The following is a 21233-nucleotide window of genomic DNA, read 5'->3' as shown; positions in this document are numbered from 1 at the left end:
CGATGGTTGTGCGCGTACCCCCGCCTCAGCGCCCCAGACGCCCGCGGACCATGCCGACCAGCGAGTTCAGCTCCTCGATCCGCATCTTGCGGGCGAAGACGAAGAAGATCCCGAGCAGGACGGCTCCGCCGGCCAGCAGGGCGGCGAAGGAGCCGAGGGCGCCCTGGCCGAGGCTCTGGGCGATGCCGTAGCAGGCCGCACCGCTGAGCAGCGCGGCCGGGATCGAGGCGATGCAGAGCCTGGCGTACGTCCGCATCACCCGTGCGCCGTCCAGGTCGCCGCCCAGCTTCTTGCGCAGCCGGGCCCAGGCGACGCCGACGCCGATCGCGTAGGCCAGACCGTACGAGGCGGCCATGCCGACGACGGCCCAGCGGGCCGGGAGGACGAAGAAGCAGACGGCCGAGGCGACCGCGTTGACGGCGGCCACGATGACCGTGTTGTAGAAGGGGGTCCGGGTGTCCTCGTAGGCGTAGAAGGCGCGCAGCACCACGTACTGCACGGAGTACGGGATCAGGCCGAGGCCGAAGGCCATCAGCATGAAGCCCATGTTGGTGGCCTCGCTGGTGCCCGAGGTGCCGAACATCAGCGTGCACATCGGGATGCCGAGGGCCACGAAACCGAAGGCGATGGGAACGATCGCGACGGCCGTCGTCCGCAGGCCCTGGGAGATGTCGTCGCGGACGGCACCTTGGTCGCCCTCGGCCGCCGAGCGCGAGAGGCGCGGCAGCAGGGCGGCCATCAGCGAGACGGTGATGATGGCCTGCGGCAGGCCCCAGATGAGCTGGGCGTTGGCATAGGCGGCGAAGCCGGTTCCGTCGACGTCGGCGTTGACGCCGGCGGCGGTGGACAGCTGGGTGACGACGAGCGCACCCGCCTGGTTGGCCAGGACGAACAGGATGGTCCACTTGGCGAGCATCGCCGCCTTGCCGAGACCGTGGCCCTTCCAGTCGAAGCGCAGCCGCGGCCGGAAGCCCGTCTCGCGCAGGTAGGGGATCATCGCCAGGGCCTGGACGACCAGGCCGAGCAGCACACCGAGGCCGAGGAGCCGCTGGCCCTCCGGCGGGATGCTGGTGACCGCCATGCCGGAGCGCTCCGCGGTGCCGTACACCCACAGGAACATGCCGAGGGTCACGATGATGACCACGTTGTTCAGGACCGGCGTCCACATCATCGCGCCGAACCTGCCGCGGGCGTTGAGGATCTGGCCCATCACCACGTGGACGCCCATGAAGAAGATCGAGGGCAGGAAGAAGCGGGTGAAGGTGACCGCCACGTCGTTGGCGGCGGGGTCGTTGGCGACCTTCGTCGACAGGGCGCTCACCAGGAGCGGCGCGGCGAGCATCGCGAGGGCGGTGAGTGCGGCGAGCGCCACCATCACCAGCGTCAGCAGGCGGTTCGCGTACGCCTCGCCGCCGTCCTCGTCGTTCTTCATGGCGCGCACCAGCTGCGGCACGAAGACGGAGTTGAGGCCGCCGCCGACGGTCAGGATGTAGATCATCGTGGGCAGCTGGTAGGCGACCTGGAAGGTGTCGCCGAGCAGGCCCACACCGAGAGCGGACACGATCATCGCCGATCGGATGAACCCGGTGAGCCGGGACACCATGGTGCCCGCCGCCATCACCGCGCTCGACTTCAGCAGGCCCCCGGCCTTCCCGCCCCTCCTGGCAGCGGGTACGGGAGGCGGTGAGGCCGGCGGCGGGACGGGCGCGGTGCCGAGGTTCATGGTGGCGTCGGCCGCGGGCGGCGGGGCGGGCGTCTGCGGCTGCTGGTACGGCCCCGGCTCCGGCGCCTGGCCCGGCACCGATGGCTGCTCGTACGGCGGGGTGGAGCCCTGCTGCTGGTCCCTGAACAGGTGGGCGAAGGCGTCGGGCTCGTGGCGCTCGTCGGAGGAGTGCGTGACCAGGTCGTCCACGCCCACGTACTGCGTGGTGCGCGGGTCGTCGCCGTACGGCAGGTACTGGGTGGCGCCGTCCGGCTCGGGCGCCGGGGTCTGGGCCCACACGTTCGGGTCGGGCGCGTAGGGGGACTGCTGGGGCTGGGCGTACAGCGGCTGCTGCGGCGCGTAGCTGCCCGGGGGCGGCGGGGGGTGCGCGGCGCGGTCGTAGAGCGCCTCGGCGACCGGGTCCTGGGCCGAGAGGTCCTGGGCCCGGTAGGGGTCCTGCTCGTAGGCGTCCTGGAGGTACATGTCCGCCGGGGGCTGCGGCGGTACCTGGCCCTGCTCGGGCGGCGGGCCGTCGGGGTAGCCCGAGCTGCCCGCGGCCTGGCCGCGGTCACCGTCGTACGGCGCGTTCATGGTTACCCCACCTCATCGTCCCCGGCCCACCGGCCACGACATCCTCAACGGTCCACTCTCTCACCCGTTCCGGACGGGTCGGCGCTTTCCACTGGGGTGTCCCCTGCCGGGTCACTCGGCTGCTCATACTCGCCTGCCCCGGCACCGGTTGCGGACTCCTCCACAGGACGGTCCTCGGCGCCCTCGGGGTTCTCCGGGACGGTGGCGATCTCCTCGGGGCCGGTCTCGCGCGGCTCGCGGGCGGCACGCTTGCGCTGCGTGTACATCCGAAAGCCGGCGAGGACGAGGAGGAGGAAGCCGCCGCCGATGACCAGCATCACCGTCGCGGTGAACTCGGTGACCCGCACATCGAACTTCACGGGGTCGCCGTACTTCTGCCCGTCCTCGGTGTAGAGCTGGGCGATCACCTCGGCCCGGCCGTTGGCCTCGGCGGAGGTGGTGAACTTCACCGTCTGGCTGTGTCCGCCCGAGACCGTGACCGGCTGCTCCTCGTAGGCGTAGCCGCCGATCTTCAGGCGCCTGGGGCTGGTCGAGGTGAGTCTCAGGACCAGGTTGTCGACGCCCTGGACCAGGTTGTTCTGCACGGTCACGGGGATCGTGGCGCTGCGGCCGGACAGCTTCGTCTCGGACTTCTCGATCAGCGTGACCTGGCCGGCCAGGGATTCCAGGTACGCCTCCACGTCGTTGCGGTACACCACCGCATCCGTGCCGCGACCGCGCCACGACGTGGACATCTCACGGTTCATGGCGCGACCGAAGGGGGTCACGACCCGGGACTCGTTGTTGAGGATGACCTTGAACTTGCCGAGCTTGTTCTGGGTGGCCGCGATCTGCTCGAAGGCCGACCGCTGGAGCTCCTGCTTGCGCAGCGCGGAGGGGTAGGCGGACGCCGCCGGGACCGTGGTCGTGGCGTCCGGGTCCGGCTTGGCCGCGGCGGCCTCGGTGAGGTCCTGGGACTCGGTCCAGCCGCCGTCCTGGAGGGCGGTCAGCGCCTCCGCCAGCGCCCGGGCCTGGGCGCCCGTCGGCATGCGCTGCGGGGCGACGACGATACTGCGTTCCTCGTCCGTCTGGAGGTTCAGCGCCAGGCCCTGGGCCAGGAACCGCTGGACGGCGAGCGTCGAGGCGGACGCCCTCGTCATGTCGCCCTGGAACAGGGTGGACAGCCTGGCGTCCGCGACCACCGCCGTCGTGCCGCCGCCGATGGGGCGGGCCGCGGACGGCGTGTAGGTCAGGCCCGCCGTCTCGTCCAGGCTGTCGCTGCGCGCGATCACCTTGTCCGCCCCGGCCGAGGTGGCGACCTTCACGATGGACGGGTCCACGGCGCCGTCCACCGGCCAGGCGAAGTCGGTGGTCGGCTCCACATGGAGGATCGAGCCGACGGTGTCGGCGGCGACGTCGGTCGCCTCCTTGAGGTGGCCGAGCGAGCCGGTGACGGCCGTGCCGTTGTGGGCGAGGGACGCCAGGTCGGGGTCGGCGAAGGGCAGCGCGACGACCTCGTTGTCGGCCACCGCTTCCTGGAGCCCGACGAGCCACCGCTTGGCGAGCTCCTGGTCGGCGCGGGTGCCGGCGGTGGTGGAGTCGCCCTCGCCCTGGACCCGGTAGCTGCGGGTCATGGCGTCGACGGAGGCCAGCAGGTCCGGATCGACCACCCAGGTGACGTCGAGATCCTTGCCGAGGGAGACCATCTGCTCCAGGCGGCCGCCCGGCGCGAGCTCCTTGGCGAGGTCGTTGTCGCGGAAGACCGGCGTCTGCGACTCGTTCGACCCGGTCTGCGCCGTCATGTGGGCGGTGGAGATCAGCGGCCACAGCACGGTCGTCCTGGTCTGGGCGTCGGGCCCGTCGGGCAGCCACGGCAGGAAGGTCCGCTGGATGCCGAGCACCTGAGGCCACGGCTGAGCGGCGGTCTGGCCGGACAGCGAGACCGCGACCTGGTAGATGCCGTTGTCGCCCAGGTCGAGCTCGTCGACCGGCACGGAGATGGTGAAGGGCTGGGCGACGCCCGGAGTGAGCGTGGAGAACTCCTCGACGTACTTTCCGCCGACCGGTTCCCCGTCGCTGCCCGGCTGGTGGCCGGTGGCCTTGGCGGCGGTGTCGATGCCGGAGCGGGTGTTCAGCTCCTGGCCCACGCGCAGGTCCACCTGGGCGTCGGTGACCGCCTGCCTGCCGTTGTTCGTCACCGTGCCGGACATGGTCAGCGTGTCGCCGTCCGTAGGGACGCTCGGGGTGAGGGAGTCGACGGAGACAACGACCGTCTCGTCGATGCCGGCGGCCTGGGCGGGTGACGCGGCGGGCAGCTGCAGCAGCCCCGCCAGCAGGGGGACACCGGCGAGCAGCGCCCCGGTGCGCCGCAGCCAGCAGCGGGCAGGTGAGGCACTGGTCCCCTGGAAGTCTGCCGCCTCGGCCACGCGCTCGCCCGTCCCTCGTCGTCGTCAGTGGTCGTCGGAATGTGCGTCCACGCATGGTAACGATGCGCGCTGAGGGGAAGTGCCGCGGACTGCGCCACAAGATCGGCTCGTGCGCTCCGGCTGTCCCGTATGTGCCCGTATAAAGGGGAGCGGGTCTGTGCACGTTTAATGGAGGCGCTGGCGGCGGGTGCGGCCACGTACCCTCTTTTGTTGTGCCGAACGCCAACGAAGACAACCTCAGCGTCCTGAGCCAGGTGCAGCACCGCGCGGTGAGTGAACTGCTGCGGGTCGCGCCAGTCGCCGACGAACTCGCCCGCCGCTTCCAGGAGGCCGGGTTCTCACTCGCCCTGGTCGGCGGGTCGGTACGGGACGCACTGCTCGGCCGGCTCGGCAATGACCTCGACTTCACCACGGACGCCCGCCCCGAGGACGTCCTCACGATCGTGCGCCCGTGGGCGGACGCCGTGTGGGAGGTCGGGATCGCCTTCGGCACGGTGGGGGCGCAGAAGGACGGCTACCAGATCGAGGTCACCACCTACCGGTCGGAGGCCTACGACCGGACCTCGCGCAAGCCCGAGGTGTCGTACGGCGACTCCATCGAGCAGGATCTGGTCCGCCGTGACTTCACGGTGAACGCCATGGCCGTCGCGCTGCCGGAGAAGGAGTTCATCGACCCGCACGGCGGTCTCGGTGACCTGGCGGAGCGTGTACTGCGCACCCCGGGCACGCCCGAGGAGTCCTTCTCCGACGATCCGCTGCGGATGATGCGCGCGGCGCGGTTCGCGGCGCAGCTCGACTTCGAGGTGGCCCCCGAGGTCGTCACGGCCATGCACGAGATGTCCGAGCGCATCGAGATTGTCTCGGCCGAGCGGGTGCGGGACGAGCTGAACAAGCTGATCCTCTCCGCCCAACCCCGGAAGGGGCTGACCCTGCTCGTCGACACCGGGCTCGCCGAGCGGGTGCTGCCCGAGCTGCCGGCCCTGCGGCTGGAGAGCGACGAGCACCACCGGCACAAGGACGTGTACGAGCACACGCTGATCGTCCTGGAGCAGGCGATGGCCCTGGAGGAGAGCCGTCCCGACCTGACCCTCCGGCTGGCCGCCCTGCTGCATGACATCGGCAAGCCGCGCACCCGGCGCTTCGAGAAGGACGGCCGGGTCTCGTTCCACCACCACGAGGTGGTCGGCGCGAAGATGACCAAGAAGCGGATGACGGCCCTGAAGTACTCCAACGACCTGGTGAAGGACGTCTCGCGGCTGGTCGAACTCCACCTGCGCTTCCACGGTTACGGCACCGGGGAGTGGACGGACTCCGCGGTCCGTCGCTATGTCCGGGACGCCGGCCCGCTGCTGGACCGGCTGCACAAGCTGACCCGCTCGGACTGCACCACCCGCAACAAGCGCAAGGCCGCCGCGCTCTCCCGGGCGTACGACGGTCTGGAGGACCGGATCGCCCAGCTCCAGGAGCAGGAGGAGCTGGACGCGATCCGTCCGGACCTCGACGGCAACGACATCATGCAGATCCTGGGCGTCGGCCCGGGCCCGGTGATCGGTCGCGCCTACCAGCACATGCTGGAGCTGCGGCTGGAGAACGGCCCGATGGAGCGCGACGAGGCGGTGACCGCACTCAAGGAGTGGTGGGCCGAGGCGGAGCAGGGATGAAGCTGTGAAACGGGGTCATGTTTCACGTGAAACATGACCCCGGGCACGCGAGAGGGGCGGTGTTTCACGTGAAACACCGCCCCTTCGGCTTGAGCGAGGGACTACTTGGACGTGTAGTCCGACAGGCAGAGCGTGAAGTCGTCGCTGCCACCGGTCTCGGTGTACTCCGAGTACTTGGTGCGGTCGCAGCCGGCCGTGGTGCCGTCCTTCTTGTCCTCGACCTTGTACGCGGCCTTGGAGTCACCGCAGTCCACGACCTCCAGGCCCGGGTCGGTCGTGCTGTCCGGGTCCGAGATGCTCATGCAGTCCCCGACCTTCGCCGTGGCCGCGTCGTCCCGGCTCGCTATGAAGCCGCCGACGACGACCGAGACGACGGCCACACCGATGACGATGTTCTTGATCGTCTTGAAGCTGAGCTTGCGACGCGGCTGCTCCGGCGGAACCGGCGCGTAGGGGGCCGCACCCTGCTGCGGGAAGCCCGGCTGCTGCGGGTACGGAGCCTGGCCCTGGGGCTGGGCGTACGGGTTCTGACCCTGAGCGAACGGGTTCTGGCCCTGGGGCGGCGGCGGAGTGGTCACTTGGGGGTCCCCCTAAGAACATGGCTGATGGCGCGACCGGAGCGCGCGTAAGACCCACGTAAGTTATCGGGCCCCACTGACACACCTGTAACCAGGAGGGGCTCTGTGGCATTGATGTGACACTTACCGGCGCTCAAAGCGGGCCATAGTCACCGCAACCGCTCCGTAGATAACGGCGACTGTTATCACCAGGGGCACCGAGCGGCCGTCCGGCGGCAGTATCAGGGCCGCGACTGCGGCGGCGCCGACGAAGGCGACGTTGAACAGGACGTCGTAGAGGGAGAAGACGCGGCCGCGGAAGCCGTCGTCCACCGAGGACTGGACCACGGTGTCCGTGGCGATCTTGGCGCCCTGGGTGATCAGCCCGAGGACAAACGCCGCCACCAGCATGGGGGCCGCGGCGAACGGCAGCCCCAGCGCGGGCTCCAGTACCGCCGCCAGGCCGGCGCACACGACGATCCAGCGGCCGGGACCGAGCCGCCGGGCCGCCCAGGGCGTCAGGACGGCCGCAGTGAAGAAGCCGGCGCCGGAGACACCCAACGCCACTCCCAGCAGGGCGAGTCCGTCGTCGGTGGTCGTGGAGTAGGCGTACCGGCACAGCATCAGCAGCATGACCAGCAGGGCGCCGTAGCAGAAGCGCATCAGGGTCATCGCGCCGAGCGCCCACGCCGCCTCCCGGCGTGCGGGGGTGGCCAGATGCCGTACTCCCGCCACCAGATCGCGCGCGGTTCCGGCGAGCGCCGTCCGCAGGCCGGGCTGTACCAACTCCCGGTCGGGTCCCAGCAGATCGCGGGGCATCCGCAGCGACGCCAGCGCCGCGCACAGGTACAGGGCAGCGCCGAGCAGCACGACCGCCGCGTCGGAGTCCGACACCAGCAGCCGTACGACGAAGGCGAGGCCGCCGCCCACGGTCGCGGCGAGGGTTCCGGCCGTCGGGGACAGGGAGTTGGCCATCACCAGGCGCTCGTCGTCGACGACGCGCGGAAGGGAGGCGGACAGCCCGGAGAGGACGAAGCGGTTGACGGCGGTGACGCACAGGGCGGAGACGTAGAAGAGCCAGTCCGGGACGGGGCTGAGCATCAGCACGGCCGTCGCCGTCGCCAGCAGGGCGCGCAGCAGGCTGCCGTAGAGGAAGACCTGGCGTCGCCGCCAGCGGTCCAGGAGAACGCCGGCGAAGGGGCCGACGAGGGAGTACGGCAGGAGCAGGACCGCCATCGCGGAGGCGATCGCGGCGGCCGAGGTCTGTTCCTCGGGGGAGAAGACGACGTAGGTGGCGAGCGCGACCTGGTAGACGCCGTCGGCGCCCTGGGAGAGCAGCCGGAGGGCGAGCAGACGCCTGAAGTTGCCGAAACGCAGCAGGACGCGCAGGTCGCGGGCGACGGACATGGGGCTCAGCCTCACATACGGGAAGGTCCCCGGGCCGTACGACCCGGGGACCCTTCGCGGCCCTGGCAGGAGCAGCTCGCGAGCCTTCTTAGCGCTCGACCTCGCCCTTGATGAACTTCTCGACGTTGGCGTACGCCTCGTCGTCGAAGTACTGGACCGGCGGGGACTTCATGAAGTAGCTCGACGCGGAGAGGATCGGACCGCCGATGCCGCGGTCCTTGGCGATCTTCGCGGCGCGCAGAGCGTCGATGATGACACCCGCGGAGTTCGGGGAGTCCCAGACCTCGAGCTTGTACTCCAGGTTCAGCGGGACGTCACCGAAGGCGCGGCCCTCGAGGCGGACGTACGCCCACTTGCGGTCGTCCAGCCAGGCCACGTAGTCCGACGGGCCGATGTGGACGTTCTTCTCGCCCATGTCGCGGTCGGGGATCTGCGAGGTGACGGCCTGCGTCTTCGAGATCTTCTTGGACTCGAGGCGGTCGCGCTCCAGCATGTTCTTGAAGTCCATGTTGCCGCCGACGTTGAGCTGCATGGTGCGCTCGAGACGGACACCGCGGTCCTCGAACAGCTTCGCCATCACGCGGTGCGTGATGGTGGCGCCGACCTGCGACTTGATGTCGTCACCGACGATCGGGACGCCGGCCTCGGTGAACTTGTCCGCCCACTCCTTGGTGCCGGCGATGAAGACCGGGAGGGCGTTGACGAAGGCGACCTTGGCGTCGATGGCGCACTGGGCGTAGAACTTCGCCGCGTCCTCGGAACCGACGGGCAGGTAGCAGACGAGGACGTCCACCTGACGGTCCTTGAGGATCTGGACGACGTCGACCGGCTCCTCGGCGGACTCCTCGATGGTCTCGCGGTAGTACTTGCCGAGACCGTCCAGGGTGTGACCGCGCTGGACCGTGACGCCCTTGTTCGGGACGTCGCAGATCTTGATGGTGTTGTTCTCGCTGGCACCGATGGCGTCCGAGAGGTCGAGGCCGACCTTCTTCGCGTCGACGTCGAAGGCGGCGACGAACTCGACGTCACCGACGTGGTAGTCGCCGAACTGCACATGCATCAGGCCCGGGACCTTGGACGCCGGGTCGGCGTCCTTGTAGTACTCGACGCCCTGCACCAGCGATGCGGCGCAGTTGCCCACGCCGACGATGGCTACGCGAACCGAACCCATTCCGGTTGCTCCCTGTGTGTACGAGTGAGGCCCAAAGCGAGCTCTCACGTGGCGGTGTCGTCGGGCGTATCCGTCCCGGGGTCATCCCCGGGACGGGGCAGGCCGCCCGTCGCTCCAGATGTGGTGTCCTGCTGAGCGGGTCCCCCGGTGGCGGACCCCTTGAGGTCCCTCCCGGCCCGCTCGCTCTCGATGAGCTCGTTCAGCCAGCGCACTTCGCGCTCCACGGATTCCATTCCGTGGCGCTGGAGCTCAAGCGTGTAGTCGTCGAGGCGCTCCCTGGTGCGCGCCAAGGAGGCGCGCATCTTCTCCAGACGCTCCTCCAGGCGGCTGCGGCGGCCCTCCAGCACGCGCATGCGGACATCGCGCGAGGTCTGCCCGAAGAAGGCGAACCGAGCGGCGAAGTGCTCGTCCTCGTACGCGTCGGGGCCGGTCTGGGAGAGCAGGTCCTCGAAGTGCTCCTTACCTTCCGCCGTCAACCGGTAGACGATCTTGGCGCGGCGGCCGGCGAGGGACGCTGCGAGGGCGTCCTCGGGGGCGCTCCCCGGCTCCTCGATCAACCAGCCGTTGGCGACCAGCGTCTTGAGGCAGGGGTAGAGGGTTCCGTAGCTGAACGCTCGGAACACGCCCAGTGACGTATTGAGTCGTTTGCGCAGCTCGTAGCCGTGCATCGGGGATTCGCGGAGCAGGCCGAGGACGGCGAACTCAAGGATCCCGGAACGCCGGCTCATCCGCTCGCCTCCTCGTCTTATCTCGCGCTGATGTATCGACTCGATACATCATGACGATAGAACGGCCTCCCGCATGCGACAAGAGGGGAAAAGGTGAACGGGATCACATCACTGATTCATGGGATGCGAGTTGCCTGATTTGGGGTGAACTTCGGGGCTCGGCGGGTTTTGACGGTGCGTAGTCTGTGCGCCATGCACACCACCGGGAACCAAGTGACGTCTGGGGGCGTCGTCGTCCCCGGTGCAGTACGGGTGAATGCGGGAGCGCCCGCATCCGTACTTCGGGGGGACCGGAAACCTGCCGCCGTTTCCAGGCGCGTCACACGGGTGCGCCTGCCCGAGGAGTAGTCGTTCGATGAGCGAGCACCGTCGCAAACCGTCGCAGCCGCCGCAGGGAGGTGGACGTGCCGCGGCCCGACGCGGCCAGTCCGGCTCGTCCTCCGGCCGCCGCGCGGCACCGCGAGGCGCCACCGGGTCACCCGCCGACTCCTATGGGACGAGTTCCCACGGGTCGGAGTCGTACGGTCCGGGTGGTGAGGAGCGTCCGTACGGCGGTCGCGCCGAAGCCCGCCGCGCGGCCCAGAGGAGTGGGGGTGGCCGCCGGAGAGCGGCCGAGCCCGGCCGGGGTGTTCCCGGCGGTCCGGGGAGGGGCCGCGGCCGGGCCACCGGACCCGTCAAGAAGCGGATCATCGACTACCCGCGCGCGGGCAAGTACGGCTGGCAGCGCTGGGTGCCGTCCTGGAAGCTCGTGTCCGGCCTGTGCGTGGGCTTCTTCGGCAGCCTGGTGGCCATCGCCGGCATCGGCTACGCCATGGTGGGCGTCCCCGACGTGGCCAAGACCGCCGAGGCGCAGAACAACGTCTTCTACTGGGCCGACGGCTCCCAGATGGTCGCCACGGGTGGCGAGACCAACCGTCAGATCGTCAGTCTGGAGCAGATCCCCGAGGAGATGCGTAACGCGGTCATCTCCCAGGAGAACAAGACTTTCTACACCGACAGCGGCATCGACCCCAAGGGCATCGCCCGCGCCGTGCTCAACATGGCCAGGGGTGGCGAGACGCAGGGTGGCTCGACCATCACCCAGCAGTTCGTCAAGAACGCGATGCTGGACGATCAGTCGCAGACGATCTCGCGCAAGTTCCAGGAGATCTTCGTCGCGGTCAAGGTGGACGCCAAGTTCAACAAGGACCAGATCCTGGCCGGCTACCTGAACTCCGCGTACTACGGCCGCGGCGCCTACGGCATCCAGGCGGCCTCGCGGGCCTACTTCAACAAGGACTCGGTCGACCTGAGCCCCGGCCAGTGCGCCTTCCTCGCCGCCATGCTCAAGGGCCCCACCTACTACGACCCGGCCGGCGCGACCTCCATCGACCCGGCTGCCACGCCCGACGCGAATCGCAAGCGGGCCAAGATCCAGATGCAGGACACACTGGACAAGATGGTCGAGTACGGCCACCTCGACGCTGCGACCCGGGCCAAGTACACGGAGCTCCCGGCGTACCAGAACCCTCGGTCGAACACCGCGCTGAGCGGCCAGGTCGGCTACCTCGTCGACCTCGCCAAGGCGTACGTGATCAACAACACGAACATCACCGCCGAGAACCTCCAGCAGGGCGGCTACTCGATCTACACGACCTTCGACAAGAAGAAGGTCAAGGCGCTCGAGGCCGCGGTCAAGAAGGTCCTGAAGGAGAACATCGACCCCAAGAAGCGCTCGAAGGACACTCACGTCCAGTTCGGCGGGGCTTCGGTGGACCCAGAGACGGGTGCCATCCGGGCGATCTACGGCGGTGAGGACGCGACCAAGCACTTCACCAACAACGCCGACGTCACCGGTGCCCAGGTCGGCTCGACGTTCAAGCCCTTCGTCCTCGCGGCCGCCATGAAGTGGGGTGTCCGTGATCCCGAGGGCCCAGCGGAGCAGGCACAGGACGAGCGGACCAAGGTGTCCCCGAAGAGCCTGTACAGCGGCCAGCACGCTCTCAAGATCAAGAACTACGACGGGACCGTCTGGCACGACGACAAGGGCAAGGAGTGGCTCCAGGCCAACGACGGCGACGAGTCGCTCGGCGAGCCGCCGAACTACCAGGTCGACCTGCGCACCGCGATGCAGTTCTCGGCGAACTCCGCCTTCGTGCAGCTCGGCATGGACGTCGGTCTGGACAAGGTGAAGGAGGCCGCCGTCGAAGCGGGCATCAAGGAGGACACCCTGACGGGTACGACCTTCCCCTCCTTCTCGATCGGCATCTCCGAACCAAGCGCGATCCGCATGGCGGGCTCGTACGCCACGTTCGCGGCCAGCGGAAAGAAGCGTGAGCCGTTCTCCGTGACGGAGGTCAAGAGTGAGGAAGGCACGGTCTTCCGGCACAAGGGCAAGACGGAGCAGGCCTTCACCGCGCAGGTGGCCGACAACGTCACCGACGTCCTGAAGACCGTGGTCGAGAAGGGTACGGGTACCAGCGCCCAGCTGACCGGCCGTGAGGTGGCCGGCAAGACCGGTACCACCGACGGCAACAGGTCGGCGTGGTTCGTCGGGTACACCCCGCAGTTGTCGACCGCGATCAGCATGTTCCGTTACCCCGACGACGAGAAGATCAAGAACCGCAGGTTCCTGAAGATGTACGGCACCGGTGGCCAGCAGTCGATCCACGGCTCTTCGTTCCCGGCCGAGATCTGGCAGGACTACATGGAGCAGGCGCTGAAGGGAGAGCCGGCCAAGGCCTTCCCCACTCCGGAGCCCATCGGTGTGGTCATCAACGACATCCCGGAGCCGACGCCGACTCCCACGGTCAGCGAGACGCAGGAACCCAGCCCGACGCCGACCCCGACGCCCAGCCAGACGGAGCCCTCTCCGACGCCGTCCACGAGCGAGACCTGCCAGTGGGGCTGGTGCGAGGACGACGGAGGCACGGACACCGGTGGCACGGGCGGAGAGGTGACCACGTCTCCGTCGCCGACGGACACCGGTGATCCCGGCGGAAACGGCAATGGGAACGGCAACGGCGGACTATTCGGCGGCGCGGACTCGACCGGCTAGTCCGTCCGGCCGGGAAACCGGCGGATGTCCGGTTGGGCGCCATATCGCCGACCGAGGGTGTTTCACGTGAAACATGGGCCGCCGCACCGACCAGGTGCGGCGGCCCTCGGCGTATTCCCAGGCGCGTACGGCAGGATGTGCCCCATGCCCAGTGCAGAGACGACGCAATCGAGCGTGCACGAGCCGGACCCGGTGCGGCCGACCAAGGACGACGAGGTGGCCCGCAGCGGCAGCGAGCTGATCGGCGGCCCCATCGGTCGGCGTGCCCTGCTGGGGACGTCGTGGTGGACCCCGGTGCGGGTCATCGCGCTCGTGGCGATCGGCGTGTTCACCCTCGGCCTGGTCCAGAAGGCGCCCTGCTACAACGGCGCCTGGTTCTTCGGCGCCAGCTCGCAGTACACCCACGCCTGCTACTCCGACATCCCGCACCTGTACCAGGGGCGTGGCTTCGCCGACGGCCTCGTGCCGTACTTCGACAGGCTCTCCGGCGACATGGAGTACCTCGAATACCCGGTGCTGACCGGTGTGTTCATGGAGGTGGCCTCCTGGCTCACGCCGGGCAGCGGCAGCATCCAGGACCAGGAGAAGTGGTACTGGATGGTCAACGCGGGGATGCTGATGGCCTGCGCGGCCGTCATCGCCGTCTGTGTGACCCGTACGCATGCCCGGCGTCCTTGGGACGGACTGCTCGTCGCGCTGGCGCCGGCCTTCGCGCTGACCGCGACCATCAACTGGGACCTGCTGGCCGTCGCTCTGACGGCCGCCGCGATGCTGATGTGGTCGCGGGGCCGCCCGCTCGCCTTCGGTGTTCTCCTGGGGCTCGCCACGGCCGCCAAGCTCTATCCCGTCCTGTTGCTCGGCGCGCTGCTCGTGCTGTGCTGGCGTGCGGGGAAATGGCGGGACTTCGGCAAGGCACTGGGCGGTACGGCCGTGGCCTGGGCGGTCGTGAACGGCCCGGTGATGCTGCTCGCCTTCGACGGCTGGTCGAAGTTCTACACGTTCAGCCAGGAGCGCGGCGTCGACTTCGGGTCCTTCTGGCTGATCATGGCCCAGAACTCCAGTGACCCGCTCTCCACCGACACCGTCAACAACCTCGCCACCCTGCTGATGCTGCTGTGCTGCGCCGGTGTCGCCGCGCTCACGCTGACGGCGCCGCGGCGGCCTCGGTTCGCGCAGCTCGTGTTTCTGATCGTGGCGGCGTTCATCCTCACCAACAAGGTCTACTCGCCCCAGTACGTGCTGTGGCTGATCCCGCTGGCCGCGCTGGCCCGGCCCAAGTGGCGGGACTTCCTGATCTGGCAGGCCTGCGAGGTGGCGTACTTCCTGGGCATCTGGATGTACCTCGCGTACACGACCAGCGGAGACGCCCACAAGGGGCTGCCGACCGACGGCTACCACTGGGCCATCGGTGTGCATCTGCTGGGCACGCTCTACCTGTGCGCCGTGATCGTCCGGGACATCCTCATGCCGGAGCGGGACGTGGTGCGCCGGGCGGGCGACGACGATCCCTCGGGCGGTGTGCTCGACGGGGCGGAGGACGTCTTCGTGCTCGGCGCCGCGGCCCGTCCGCCCAAGCACGCGGCGCACTGCGACGGGCCGCAGGTGGAGTGGGGCGGGCCGGGGGCGGGCGAGCGTTCGCTCTGAGTGAACGGTCTCTGGGAGGCGTGGACTACGCGAACGGCTGAAGGTCGTATGTCGTAGACCAGCGAAAGGCCGTGCACGGGAAGCGTGCACGGCCTTTCTGCTGCCCTGGTGGGCGGGCTCAGCGGTCGACGAGGCGGTCGAACTGCGTGGTGGTGTGGCGCAGATGGGCCACCAGCTCGTCCCCGACCTTCGGCTCCGGCGCGTCCGAGGGCACGAACAGGATGGAGACCTGCATGTGCGGCGGCTCGGCGAACCAGCGCTGCTTGCCGCCCCAGACGAACGGAGAAAGGTTCCGGTTGACGGTGGCGAGGCCGGCCCGGGCGACGCCCTTGGCGCGCGGCATGACGCCGTGCAGCGCCTTGGGGGCCTCCAGCCCCACCCCGTGCGAGGTGCCGCCCGCCACGACGACCAGGAAGCCGTCGGAGGCCGCCTTCTGCTGCCGGTAGCCGAAACGGTCGCCCTTGGAGACGCGGGTGACGTCCAGGACGGCACCGCTGTACTCCGTGGCGTCGTGGTCCCCCAGCCAGAGCCGGGTGCCGATACGGGCGCGGAAGCGGGTCTGCGGGAACTGCTGCTGGAGCCGGGCCAGTTCGTCGGCCTTGAGGTGGCTGACGAACATCGTGTGCAGCGGCAGCCGGGCCGCGCGCAGGCGGTCCATCCAGCCGATGACCTCCTCGACGGCGTCCGAGCCGTCGGTGCGGTCCAGCGGCAGGTGGATGGCGAAGCCCTCCAGCCGGACGTTCTCTATGGCGGAGTGCAGCTGCGGCAAGTCCTGCTCGCTCACCCCATGCCGCTTCATCGAGGACATCACCTCGATGACCACCCGGGCGCCCACGAGGCCGTACACGCCGTCGATCGAGGACACCGAGCGGATGACCCGGTCGGGCAGCGGCACCGGCTCCTCGCCGCGCCGGTACGGCGTCAGCACCAGCAGGTCACCGCCGAACCAGTCCTTGATGCGCGCGGCCTCGTAGGTCGTGCCGACCGCGAGGACGTCCGAGCCCAGCCGCGTGGCCTCCTCCGCCAGGCGTTCGTGCCCGAAGCCGTAGCCGTTGCCCTTGCAGACCGGGACGAGGCCCGGGAACTGCTCCTGCACGTGCTTGTGGTGCGCCCGCCAGCGCGCGGTGTCGACGTAGAGCGTGAGCGCCATGGCCGGACCTGGAACCTTTCTGGTGGCTGCGGTGTATCAGAGGTATGGAAGCTATCGAAGCAAATGCCTGGGGCTCAGCGGCGCGACATGTAGATGTCGAGCGCCTTGTGCAGCAGCTTGTTCAGCGGGAAGTCCCACTCGCCGAGGTACTCGGCGGCCTGCCCGCCGGTGCCCACCTTGAACTGGATCAGGCCGAAGAGGTGGTCCGACTCGTCCAGCGAGTCGGAGATGCCCCGCAGGTCGTAGACGGTCGCGCCGAGCGCGTAGGCGTCGCGCAGCATCCGCCACTGCATCGCGTTCGAGGGCCGGACCTCACGGCCGATGTTGTCGGAGGCGCCGTAGGAGTACCAGACGTGCCCGCCGACCACCAGCATCGTCGCGGCGGCCAGGTTCACCCCGTTGTGCCGGGCGAAGTACAGCCGCATGCGGTTGGGGTCCTCGGTGTTGAGGGCCGTCCACATGCGCTGGAAGTACCCCAGCGGGCGGGGCCGGAAGTGGTCGCGCACGGCCGTGATCTCGTACAGCCGCTGCCATTCCTCGAGGTCGTGGTAGCCGCCCTGGACGACCTCGACGCCCGCCTTCTCGGCCTTCTTGATGTTGCGGCGCCACAGCTGGTTGAAGTTCTTGTGGACCTCTTCCAGGGAGCGGTTCGCCAGCGGCACCTGGTAGACGTAGCGCGGCTGGACGTCGCCGAAGCCGGCGCCGCCGTCCTCACCCTGCTGCCATCCCATACGGCGCAGCTTGTCGGCGACCTCGAAGGCGCGCGGTTCGATGAAGTCGGCCTCGATGTCACGCAGTCGCTTCACGTCCGGGTTCTGGATGCCCTGCTTGATGGAGCCCGCCTCCCAGCGCCGGATGATCACCGGCGGACCCATCTTCACGGAGAAGGCGCCCTGCTGCTTCAGGTGCGCGAGCATCGGCTCCAGCCAGTCGGTCAGATTCGGCGCGAACCAGTTGATGACCGGGCCCTCGGGCAGATAGGCGAGGTAGCGCTTGATCTTGGGCAGCTGGCGGTAGAGGACCAGGCCCGCGCCGACCATCTCACCGGTCCGGTCGTCGAACCACCCGAGGTTCTCGGAGCGCCACTCCGCCTTGACATCGGCCCAGGCCGGAACCTGCATGTGGCTCGCCGACGGCAGGCTCTGGATGTATGCCAGATGCTGCTCGCGACTGATCGTCCTCAGGGTCAGGCTCATTCGGGGCGCTCCTCGGGCTGGTGTGTCCCCATGGGTTCAGGGGCTCCGGCTCTCGCGCCGAAGCCTACTGCGCCTCGTGAGCGGCCTGACTGGGCGTACGGCAGCTTCGCCCCGGCTTTTGGGCCACCGGGGCGATCGCCGGCCGTGTCGGAGAGGTGTGAGGTGGTCCCTGGCGTCAGCCGACGACCCCGCCGAAGAGACCACCGTGCGCCATGCCCAGGAAGAAGCCGATGCTCGCGGCGCCCAGTCCCACGATCAGGCCGAAGCGCTCACGTGTCGTCTCCGACACCCACTGACCGTAGGCGCCGGTGGCGATCCCCAGCAGGCCGGTCCAGGAGCTGAGCAGATGCAGGTCATGGAACATCGCCGAGACGAAAGACGTGAGGCCCAGCACCAGGGTCACCGCGAGCAGGGCGTCCTGGAGAGGGTGGGGCTTTCCGTCCGTGGCGAAGAGGCCTCCGACGGGGTTGGGTCGCATTGCTTGTGCCATGAGGGCACCTCCTGCGGAAGGGCGGCGCATCGTAGCGCCGTACACACCCGATGTATCCAGATTGTCGGCCCTCCCGGCCGGATTTCAACCCGAAGGGGGTGTGCGGGTAGTCTGTAGCGTCTGCACCGGTGTCTGCCCATGTCACGGCCGGGACTCCTGAGAGGGACCCCGATTGTCAGTGGCGGCCGATACCGTTGCGTACGCATCACAACCCTCCTGCCACGGAACGACCGTGGCCGCTGAGTCCAAAGGAGGTGGGTTCCACATGCGTCACTACGAGGTGATGGTCATCCTCGACCCCGATCTGGAGGAGCGCGCTGTCGCCCCCCTGATCGAGAACTTCCTCTCCGTCGTCCGTGAGGGCAACGGAAAGGTCGAGAAGGTCGACACCTGGGGCCGTCGTCGTCTCGCGTACGAGATCAAGAAGAAGCCCGAGGGCATCTACTCGGTCATCGACCTGCAGGCCGAGCCTGCGGTCGTCAAGGAGCTCGACCGCCAGATGAACCTGAACGAGTCGGTCCTCCGGACCAAGGTCCTCCGTCCCGAGACCCACTGAGCTCCTCCGCTCAGTTGATCTCGGGTTCCGAGTAGCAGCACCAGCAGCCAGCAGCAAACCCGCCGAGAGGTTCCCCCATGGCAGGCGAGACCGTCATCACGGTCGTCGGCAATCTTGTCGACGACCCCGAGCTGCGCTTCACCCCTTCCGGTGCGGCGGTCGCGAAGTTCCGTGTCGCGTCCACTCCCCGCACCTTCGACCGTCAGACGAATGAGTGGAAGGACGGCGAAAGCCTGTTCCTGACCTGCTCGGTCTGGCGGCAGGCGGCGGAGAACGTTGCCGAGTCGCTCCAGCGAGGCATGCGCGTCATCGTGCAGGGCCGGCTGAAGCAGCGGTCCTACGAGGACCGTGAGGGCGTCAAGCGCACGGTCTACGAGCTGGACGTCGAGGAAGTCGGCGCCAGCCTGCGCAACGCCACGGCCAAGGTCACCAAGACCGCCGGCCGCGGTGGCCAGCAGGGCGGTGGCTTCGGCGGCGGTGGCGGTGGCGGCCAGGGTGGCGGCGGCTGGGGCGGTGGCCCCGGCGGCGGTCAGCAGGGCGGCGGCGCTCCCGCCGACGACCCGTGGGCGACCGGCGCTCCTGCCGGTGGCCAGCAGGGCGGCGGCGGTGGCGGCTGGGGTGGAAACTCCGGCAGCGGCGGCGCTGGCGGCGGCTACTCGGACGAGCCCCCCTTCTAGGCCCTCGGGCCAAGGGTGGGTCGTACCCACACTTCTTGATCACACAGGAGATACACCATGGCGAAGCCGCCTGTGCGCAAGCCGAAGAAGAAGGTCTGCGCTTTCTGCAAGGACAAGGTCACGTACGTGGACTACAAGGACACGAACATGCTGCGGAAGTTCATTTCCGACCGCGGCAAGATCCGTGCCCGCCGCGTGACCGGCAACTGCACGCAGCACCAGCGTGACGTCGCCACGGCTGTGAAGAACAGCCGTGAGATGGCGCTGCTGCCCTACACCTCCACCGCGCGATAAGGGAAGGGTGACCGACTCATGAAGATCATCCTCACCCACGAGGTCTCCGGCCTCGGTGCCGCGGGCGACGTCGTCGACGTCAAGGACGGTTACGCTCGCAACTACCTGATCCCGCGGAACTTTGCGATCCGCTGGACCAAGGGTGGCGAGAAGGACGTCGAGCAGATCCGTCGTGCTCGCAAGATCCACGAGATCCAGACCATCGAGCAGGCCAACGCTGTGAAGGCCCAGCTCGAGGGCGTCAAGGTCCGCCTGGCCGTCCGCTCCGGCGACGCCGGTCGTCTCTTCGGTTCCGTCACCCCGGCCGACATCGCTTCCGCGATCAAGGCTTCCGGTGGCCCCGAGGTCGACAAGCGCCGCATCGAGCTCGGTTCGCCGATCAAGACGCTGGGCGCTCACGAGACGTCCGTGCGTCTGCACCCCGAGGTTGCCGCCAAGGTCAACATCGAGGTCGTCGCGGCCTGATCGCCGTGCTCGGCTTGAAGAGCTGAGAGAAGGGGCCGCGCCCATGGGGTGCGGCCCCTTCTTCGTGCCTGGCGCCTCGGCCATGTTTCACGTGAAACAGGAACTCGGCCATGTTTCACGTGAAACGTCGGTTTCACGTGAAACAGTCAGCGCGTCGCGCCGGTGACGATCCAGCGACCCGAGCGGGCGCGGAGCCAGAGGGTCACCATCCGGACCGTCATCATCAGGGTCATCGCTCCCCAGACCGCGGTCAGTCCCCCGCCGAGGACAGGGACGAGCAGGGCGACCGGAGTGAAGACGGCGAGGGTGACCACCATGGCCCATGCGAGATACGGGCCGTCGCCCGCGCCCATCAGTACGCCGTCCAGGACGAAGACCACGCCGCAGATCGGCTGGGAGAGCGCCACCATGAGCAGAGCGGGCAGGGCGGTGTCCTGGACGACCGAGTCGCTGGTGAAGAGCGGCAGCAGCAAGGGCCGCGCGATCATCACGAGCAGGGCCAGGACGACACCGGCCGCGATGCCCCACTCCACCATGCGGCGACAGGCGGCGCGTGCCCCCTCGGCATCGCCCGCACCGAGGTAGCGGCCGATGATCGCTTGCCCGGCGATGGCTATCGCGTCCAGAGCGAAGGCGAGCAGGCTCCACAGCGACAGGATGATCTGGTGGGCCGCGATGTCGGCGTCGCCGAGGCGGGCGGCGACCGCGGTGGCGATCATCAGGATGGCGCGCAGCGAGAGCGTCCGCACCAGCAGGGGCACACCGGCCTGGGCGCAGGCCTTGATGCCGGTGGCGTCGGGACGCAGGGAGGCATGGTGCTTGCGGGCGCCGCGGACGACGACCACGAGGTAGGCGGCGGCCATGCCGCACTGGGCGATGACGGTGCCCCAGGCGGATCCGGCGATCCCGAGGCCGGCGCCGTAGACGAGGCCGACGTTGAGGACGGCGTTGGCGATGAAGCCGGCGAGGGCGACGTACAGCGGTGTCCGGGTGTCCTGGAGTCCCCGCAGGACGCCGGTGGCGGCGAGGACGACGAGCATCGCCGGTATGCCGAGTGCGGAGATCCGGAGATAGGTGATCGCGTACGGGGCCGCCGTGTCGGAGGCGCCGAAGAGTTCCACGAGGAACGGTGCTGTGGGCAGGACGACCGCGATGACAGCGGCACCGAGGATGAGGGCGAGCCAGATGCCGTCCATGCCCTGGCGGATGGCGGCCTGGAGATCACCGGCGCCGACGCGTCGGGCGACGGCCGCGGTGGTGGCGTAGGCAAGAAAGACGAAGACGCTCACGGCGGTCATCAGGAGTGCGGAGGCGACGCCGAGACCGGCGAGTTGGGCGGTGCCCAGGTGGCCGACGATGGCGCTGTCGGCGATGACGAACAAGGGCTCGGCGACGAGTGCGCCGAAGGCCGGGACGGCCAGCGCGATGATCTCTCGATCGTGCTGACGACGGGTGGCCTTGGGGGTCGCGGGAGCCTGTGTCATGAGCACCAATCTAATCGT

17 protein-coding genes are annotated in these 21233 nt (G+C 69.0%); 7 read left to right on the top strand and 10 right to left on the bottom strand.

The window, feature by feature from the left end; genetic code table 11:
- Positions 1 to 25: 25 nt before the first annotated feature.
- Both murJ and ACWD11_RS07750 read right to left on the bottom strand, forming a co-directional pair.
- Positions 26 to 2293, bottom strand: coding sequence for a murein biosynthesis integral membrane protein MurJ (gene murJ, locus ACWD11_RS07755; protein WP_451281907.1), 2268 nt, complete (start codon positions 2291 to 2293; stop codon positions 26 to 28).
- A 44-nt stretch (positions 2294 to 2337) separates the two neighbouring features.
- Entirely contained in the window at positions 2338 to 4698 is a 2361-nt protein-coding gene (locus ACWD11_RS07750) for a DUF6049 family protein (protein ID WP_451281905.1), read from the bottom strand.
- Positions 4699 to 4910: 212 nt separating this feature from the next.
- Here ACWD11_RS07750 and ACWD11_RS07745 point away from each other — a divergent pair, with 212 nt between their 5' ends.
- Complete coding sequence (locus tag ACWD11_RS07745; protein ID WP_389416599.1) at positions 4911 to 6359, top strand: CCA tRNA nucleotidyltransferase; 1449 nt, start codon at positions 4911 to 4913, stop codon at positions 6357 to 6359.
- Between the two features lie 101 nt (positions 6360 to 6460).
- Here ACWD11_RS07745 and ACWD11_RS07740 read toward each other — a convergent pair whose 3' ends face one another.
- From ACWD11_RS07740 to ACWD11_RS07725, 4 genes are all read right to left on the bottom strand, one after another.
- Positions 6461 to 6937: an LppU/SCO3897 family protein gene (locus ACWD11_RS07740; protein ID WP_389416598.1), complete on the bottom strand. Its 477-nt coding sequence runs from the start codon at positions 6935 to 6937 to the stop codon at positions 6461 to 6463.
- A gap of 123 nt (positions 6938 to 7060) precedes the next feature.
- Positions 7061 to 8323 (bottom strand): MFS transporter, encoded by a 1263-nt coding sequence (locus tag ACWD11_RS07735; protein ID WP_451281903.1) that lies wholly within the window; start codon positions 8321 to 8323, stop codon positions 7061 to 7063.
- An 88-nt stretch (positions 8324 to 8411) separates the two neighbouring features.
- Positions 8412 to 9494, bottom strand: a complete 1083-nt coding sequence (locus ACWD11_RS07730; protein ID WP_389416596.1) for an inositol-3-phosphate synthase — start codon at positions 9492 to 9494, stop codon at positions 8412 to 8414.
- A gap of 44 nt (positions 9495 to 9538) precedes the next feature.
- Positions 9539 to 10222, bottom strand: a complete 684-nt coding sequence (locus ACWD11_RS07725; RefSeq protein WP_250073660.1) for a PadR family transcriptional regulator — start codon at positions 10220 to 10222, stop codon at positions 9539 to 9541.
- A gap of 355 nt (positions 10223 to 10577) precedes the next feature.
- Here ACWD11_RS07725 and ACWD11_RS07720 point away from each other — a divergent pair, with 355 nt between their 5' ends.
- Together ACWD11_RS07720 and ACWD11_RS07715 are read left to right on the top strand one after the other, a co-directional pair.
- Positions 10578 to 13259, top strand: coding sequence for a transglycosylase domain-containing protein (locus ACWD11_RS07720; RefSeq protein ID WP_451281901.1), 2682 nt, complete (start codon positions 10578 to 10580; stop codon positions 13257 to 13259).
- Positions 13260 to 13403: 144 nt separating this feature from the next.
- Positions 13404 to 14903: a glycosyltransferase family 87 protein gene (locus tag ACWD11_RS07715; protein ID WP_389416594.1), complete on the top strand. Its 1500-nt coding sequence runs from the start codon at positions 13404 to 13406 to the stop codon at positions 14901 to 14903.
- A 118-nt stretch (positions 14904 to 15021) separates the two neighbouring features.
- Here the strand turns inward: ACWD11_RS07715 and ACWD11_RS07710 are convergent, their stop codons facing one another.
- From ACWD11_RS07710 to ACWD11_RS07700, 3 genes are all read right to left on the bottom strand, one after another.
- On the bottom strand, positions 15022 to 16053 hold the full coding sequence (locus ACWD11_RS07710; RefSeq protein ID WP_389416593.1) for an alanine racemase: 1032 nt from the start codon (positions 16051 to 16053) through the stop codon (positions 15022 to 15024).
- Positions 16054 to 16127: 74 nt separating this feature from the next.
- Complete coding sequence (gene femX / locus ACWD11_RS07705; protein ID WP_389416592.1) at positions 16128 to 17249, bottom strand: peptidoglycan bridge formation glycyltransferase FemX; 1122 nt, start codon at positions 17247 to 17249, stop codon at positions 16128 to 16130.
- 175 nt (positions 17250 to 17424) lie between these two features.
- Positions 17425 to 17739: a hypothetical protein gene (locus ACWD11_RS07700; RefSeq protein WP_389416591.1), complete on the bottom strand. Its 315-nt coding sequence runs from the start codon at positions 17737 to 17739 to the stop codon at positions 17425 to 17427.
- 265 nt (positions 17740 to 18004) lie between these two features.
- On the opposite strand from ACWD11_RS07700, the gene rpsF reads away from it, so the two are divergent.
- The 4 genes from rpsF to rplI all read left to right on the top strand — a co-directional run bounded on the left by rpsF (position 18005) and on the right by rplI (position 19731).
- The gene (gene rpsF, locus ACWD11_RS07695; RefSeq protein WP_003956532.1) at positions 18005 to 18295 is read left to right on the top strand and encodes a 30S ribosomal protein S6; all 291 of its coding nucleotides are present in this window, start codon (positions 18005 to 18007) and stop codon (positions 18293 to 18295) included.
- Positions 18296 to 18372: 77 nt separating this feature from the next.
- Positions 18373 to 18972, top strand: coding sequence for a single-stranded DNA-binding protein (locus ACWD11_RS07690; RefSeq protein WP_389416590.1), 600 nt, complete (start codon positions 18373 to 18375; stop codon positions 18970 to 18972).
- A 57-nt stretch (positions 18973 to 19029) separates the two neighbouring features.
- Positions 19030 to 19266: a 30S ribosomal protein S18 gene (gene rpsR / locus ACWD11_RS07685; RefSeq protein WP_003949403.1), complete on the top strand. Its 237-nt coding sequence runs from the start codon at positions 19030 to 19032 to the stop codon at positions 19264 to 19266.
- An 18-nt stretch (positions 19267 to 19284) separates the two neighbouring features.
- Positions 19285 to 19731 (top strand): 50S ribosomal protein L9, encoded by a 447-nt coding sequence (rplI, locus tag ACWD11_RS07680; RefSeq protein ID WP_250073675.1) that lies wholly within the window; start codon positions 19285 to 19287, stop codon positions 19729 to 19731.
- Positions 19732 to 19877: 146 nt separating this feature from the next.
- Here the strand turns inward: rplI and ACWD11_RS07675 are convergent, their stop codons facing one another.
- Positions 19878 to 21215: an MATE family efflux transporter gene (locus ACWD11_RS07675; RefSeq protein ID WP_389416589.1), complete on the bottom strand. Its 1338-nt coding sequence runs from the start codon at positions 21213 to 21215 to the stop codon at positions 19878 to 19880.
- Positions 21216 to 21233 lie beyond the last annotated feature (18 nt).

The sequence above is a fragment of the Streptomyces sp. NPDC002776 genome (assembly GCF_053592195.1).
This window is presented reverse-complemented; position numbering and strand designations above follow the sequence as displayed.

What these genes read in the sequence shown, in the direction of transcription:
- ACWD11_RS07725 (WP_250073660.1), bottom strand. Translation starts at nt 10,222, where the DNA reads ATGAGCCGGCGTTCCGGGATCCTTGAGTTCGCCGTCCTCGGCCTGCTC.
- ACWD11_RS07730 (WP_389416596.1), bottom strand. Translation starts at nt 9,494, where the DNA reads ATGGGTTCGGTTCGCGTAGCCATCGTCGGCGTGGGCAACTGCGCCGCA.
- femX (WP_389416592.1), bottom strand. Translation starts at nt 17,249, where the DNA reads ATGAGCCTGACCCTGAGGACGATCAGTCGCGAGCAGCATCTGGCATAC.
- rpsF (WP_003956532.1), top strand. Translation starts at nt 18,005, where the DNA reads ATGCGTCACTACGAGGTGATGGTCATCCTCGACCCCGATCTGGAGGAG.
- ACWD11_RS07710 (WP_389416593.1), bottom strand. Translation starts at nt 16,053, where the DNA reads ATGGCGCTCACGCTCTACGTCGACACCGCGCGCTGGCGGGCGCACCAC.
- rplI (WP_250073675.1), top strand. Translation starts at nt 19,285, where the DNA reads ATGAAGATCATCCTCACCCACGAGGTCTCCGGCCTCGGTGCCGCGGGC.
- ACWD11_RS07675 (WP_389416589.1), bottom strand. Translation starts at nt 21,215, where the DNA reads ATGACACAGGCTCCCGCGACCCCCAAGGCCACCCGTCGTCAGCACGAT.
- ACWD11_RS07720 (WP_451281901.1), top strand. Translation starts at nt 10,578, where the DNA reads ATGAGCGAGCACCGTCGCAAACCGTCGCAGCCGCCGCAGGGAGGTGGA.
- ACWD11_RS07690 (WP_389416590.1), top strand. Translation starts at nt 18,373, where the DNA reads ATGGCAGGCGAGACCGTCATCACGGTCGTCGGCAATCTTGTCGACGAC.
- murJ (WP_451281907.1), bottom strand. Translation starts at nt 2,293, where the DNA reads ATGAACGCGCCGTACGACGGTGACCGCGGCCAGGCCGCGGGCAGCTCG.
- rpsR (WP_003949403.1), top strand. Translation starts at nt 19,030, where the DNA reads ATGGCGAAGCCGCCTGTGCGCAAGCCGAAGAAGAAGGTCTGCGCTTTC.
- ACWD11_RS07735 (WP_451281903.1), bottom strand. Translation starts at nt 8,323, where the DNA reads ATGTCCGTCGCCCGCGACCTGCGCGTCCTGCTGCGTTTCGGCAACTTC.
- ACWD11_RS07700 (WP_389416591.1), bottom strand. Translation starts at nt 17,739, where the DNA reads ATGGCACAAGCAATGCGACCCAACCCCGTCGGAGGCCTCTTCGCCACG.
- ACWD11_RS07715 (WP_389416594.1), top strand. Translation starts at nt 13,404, where the DNA reads ATGCCCAGTGCAGAGACGACGCAATCGAGCGTGCACGAGCCGGACCCG.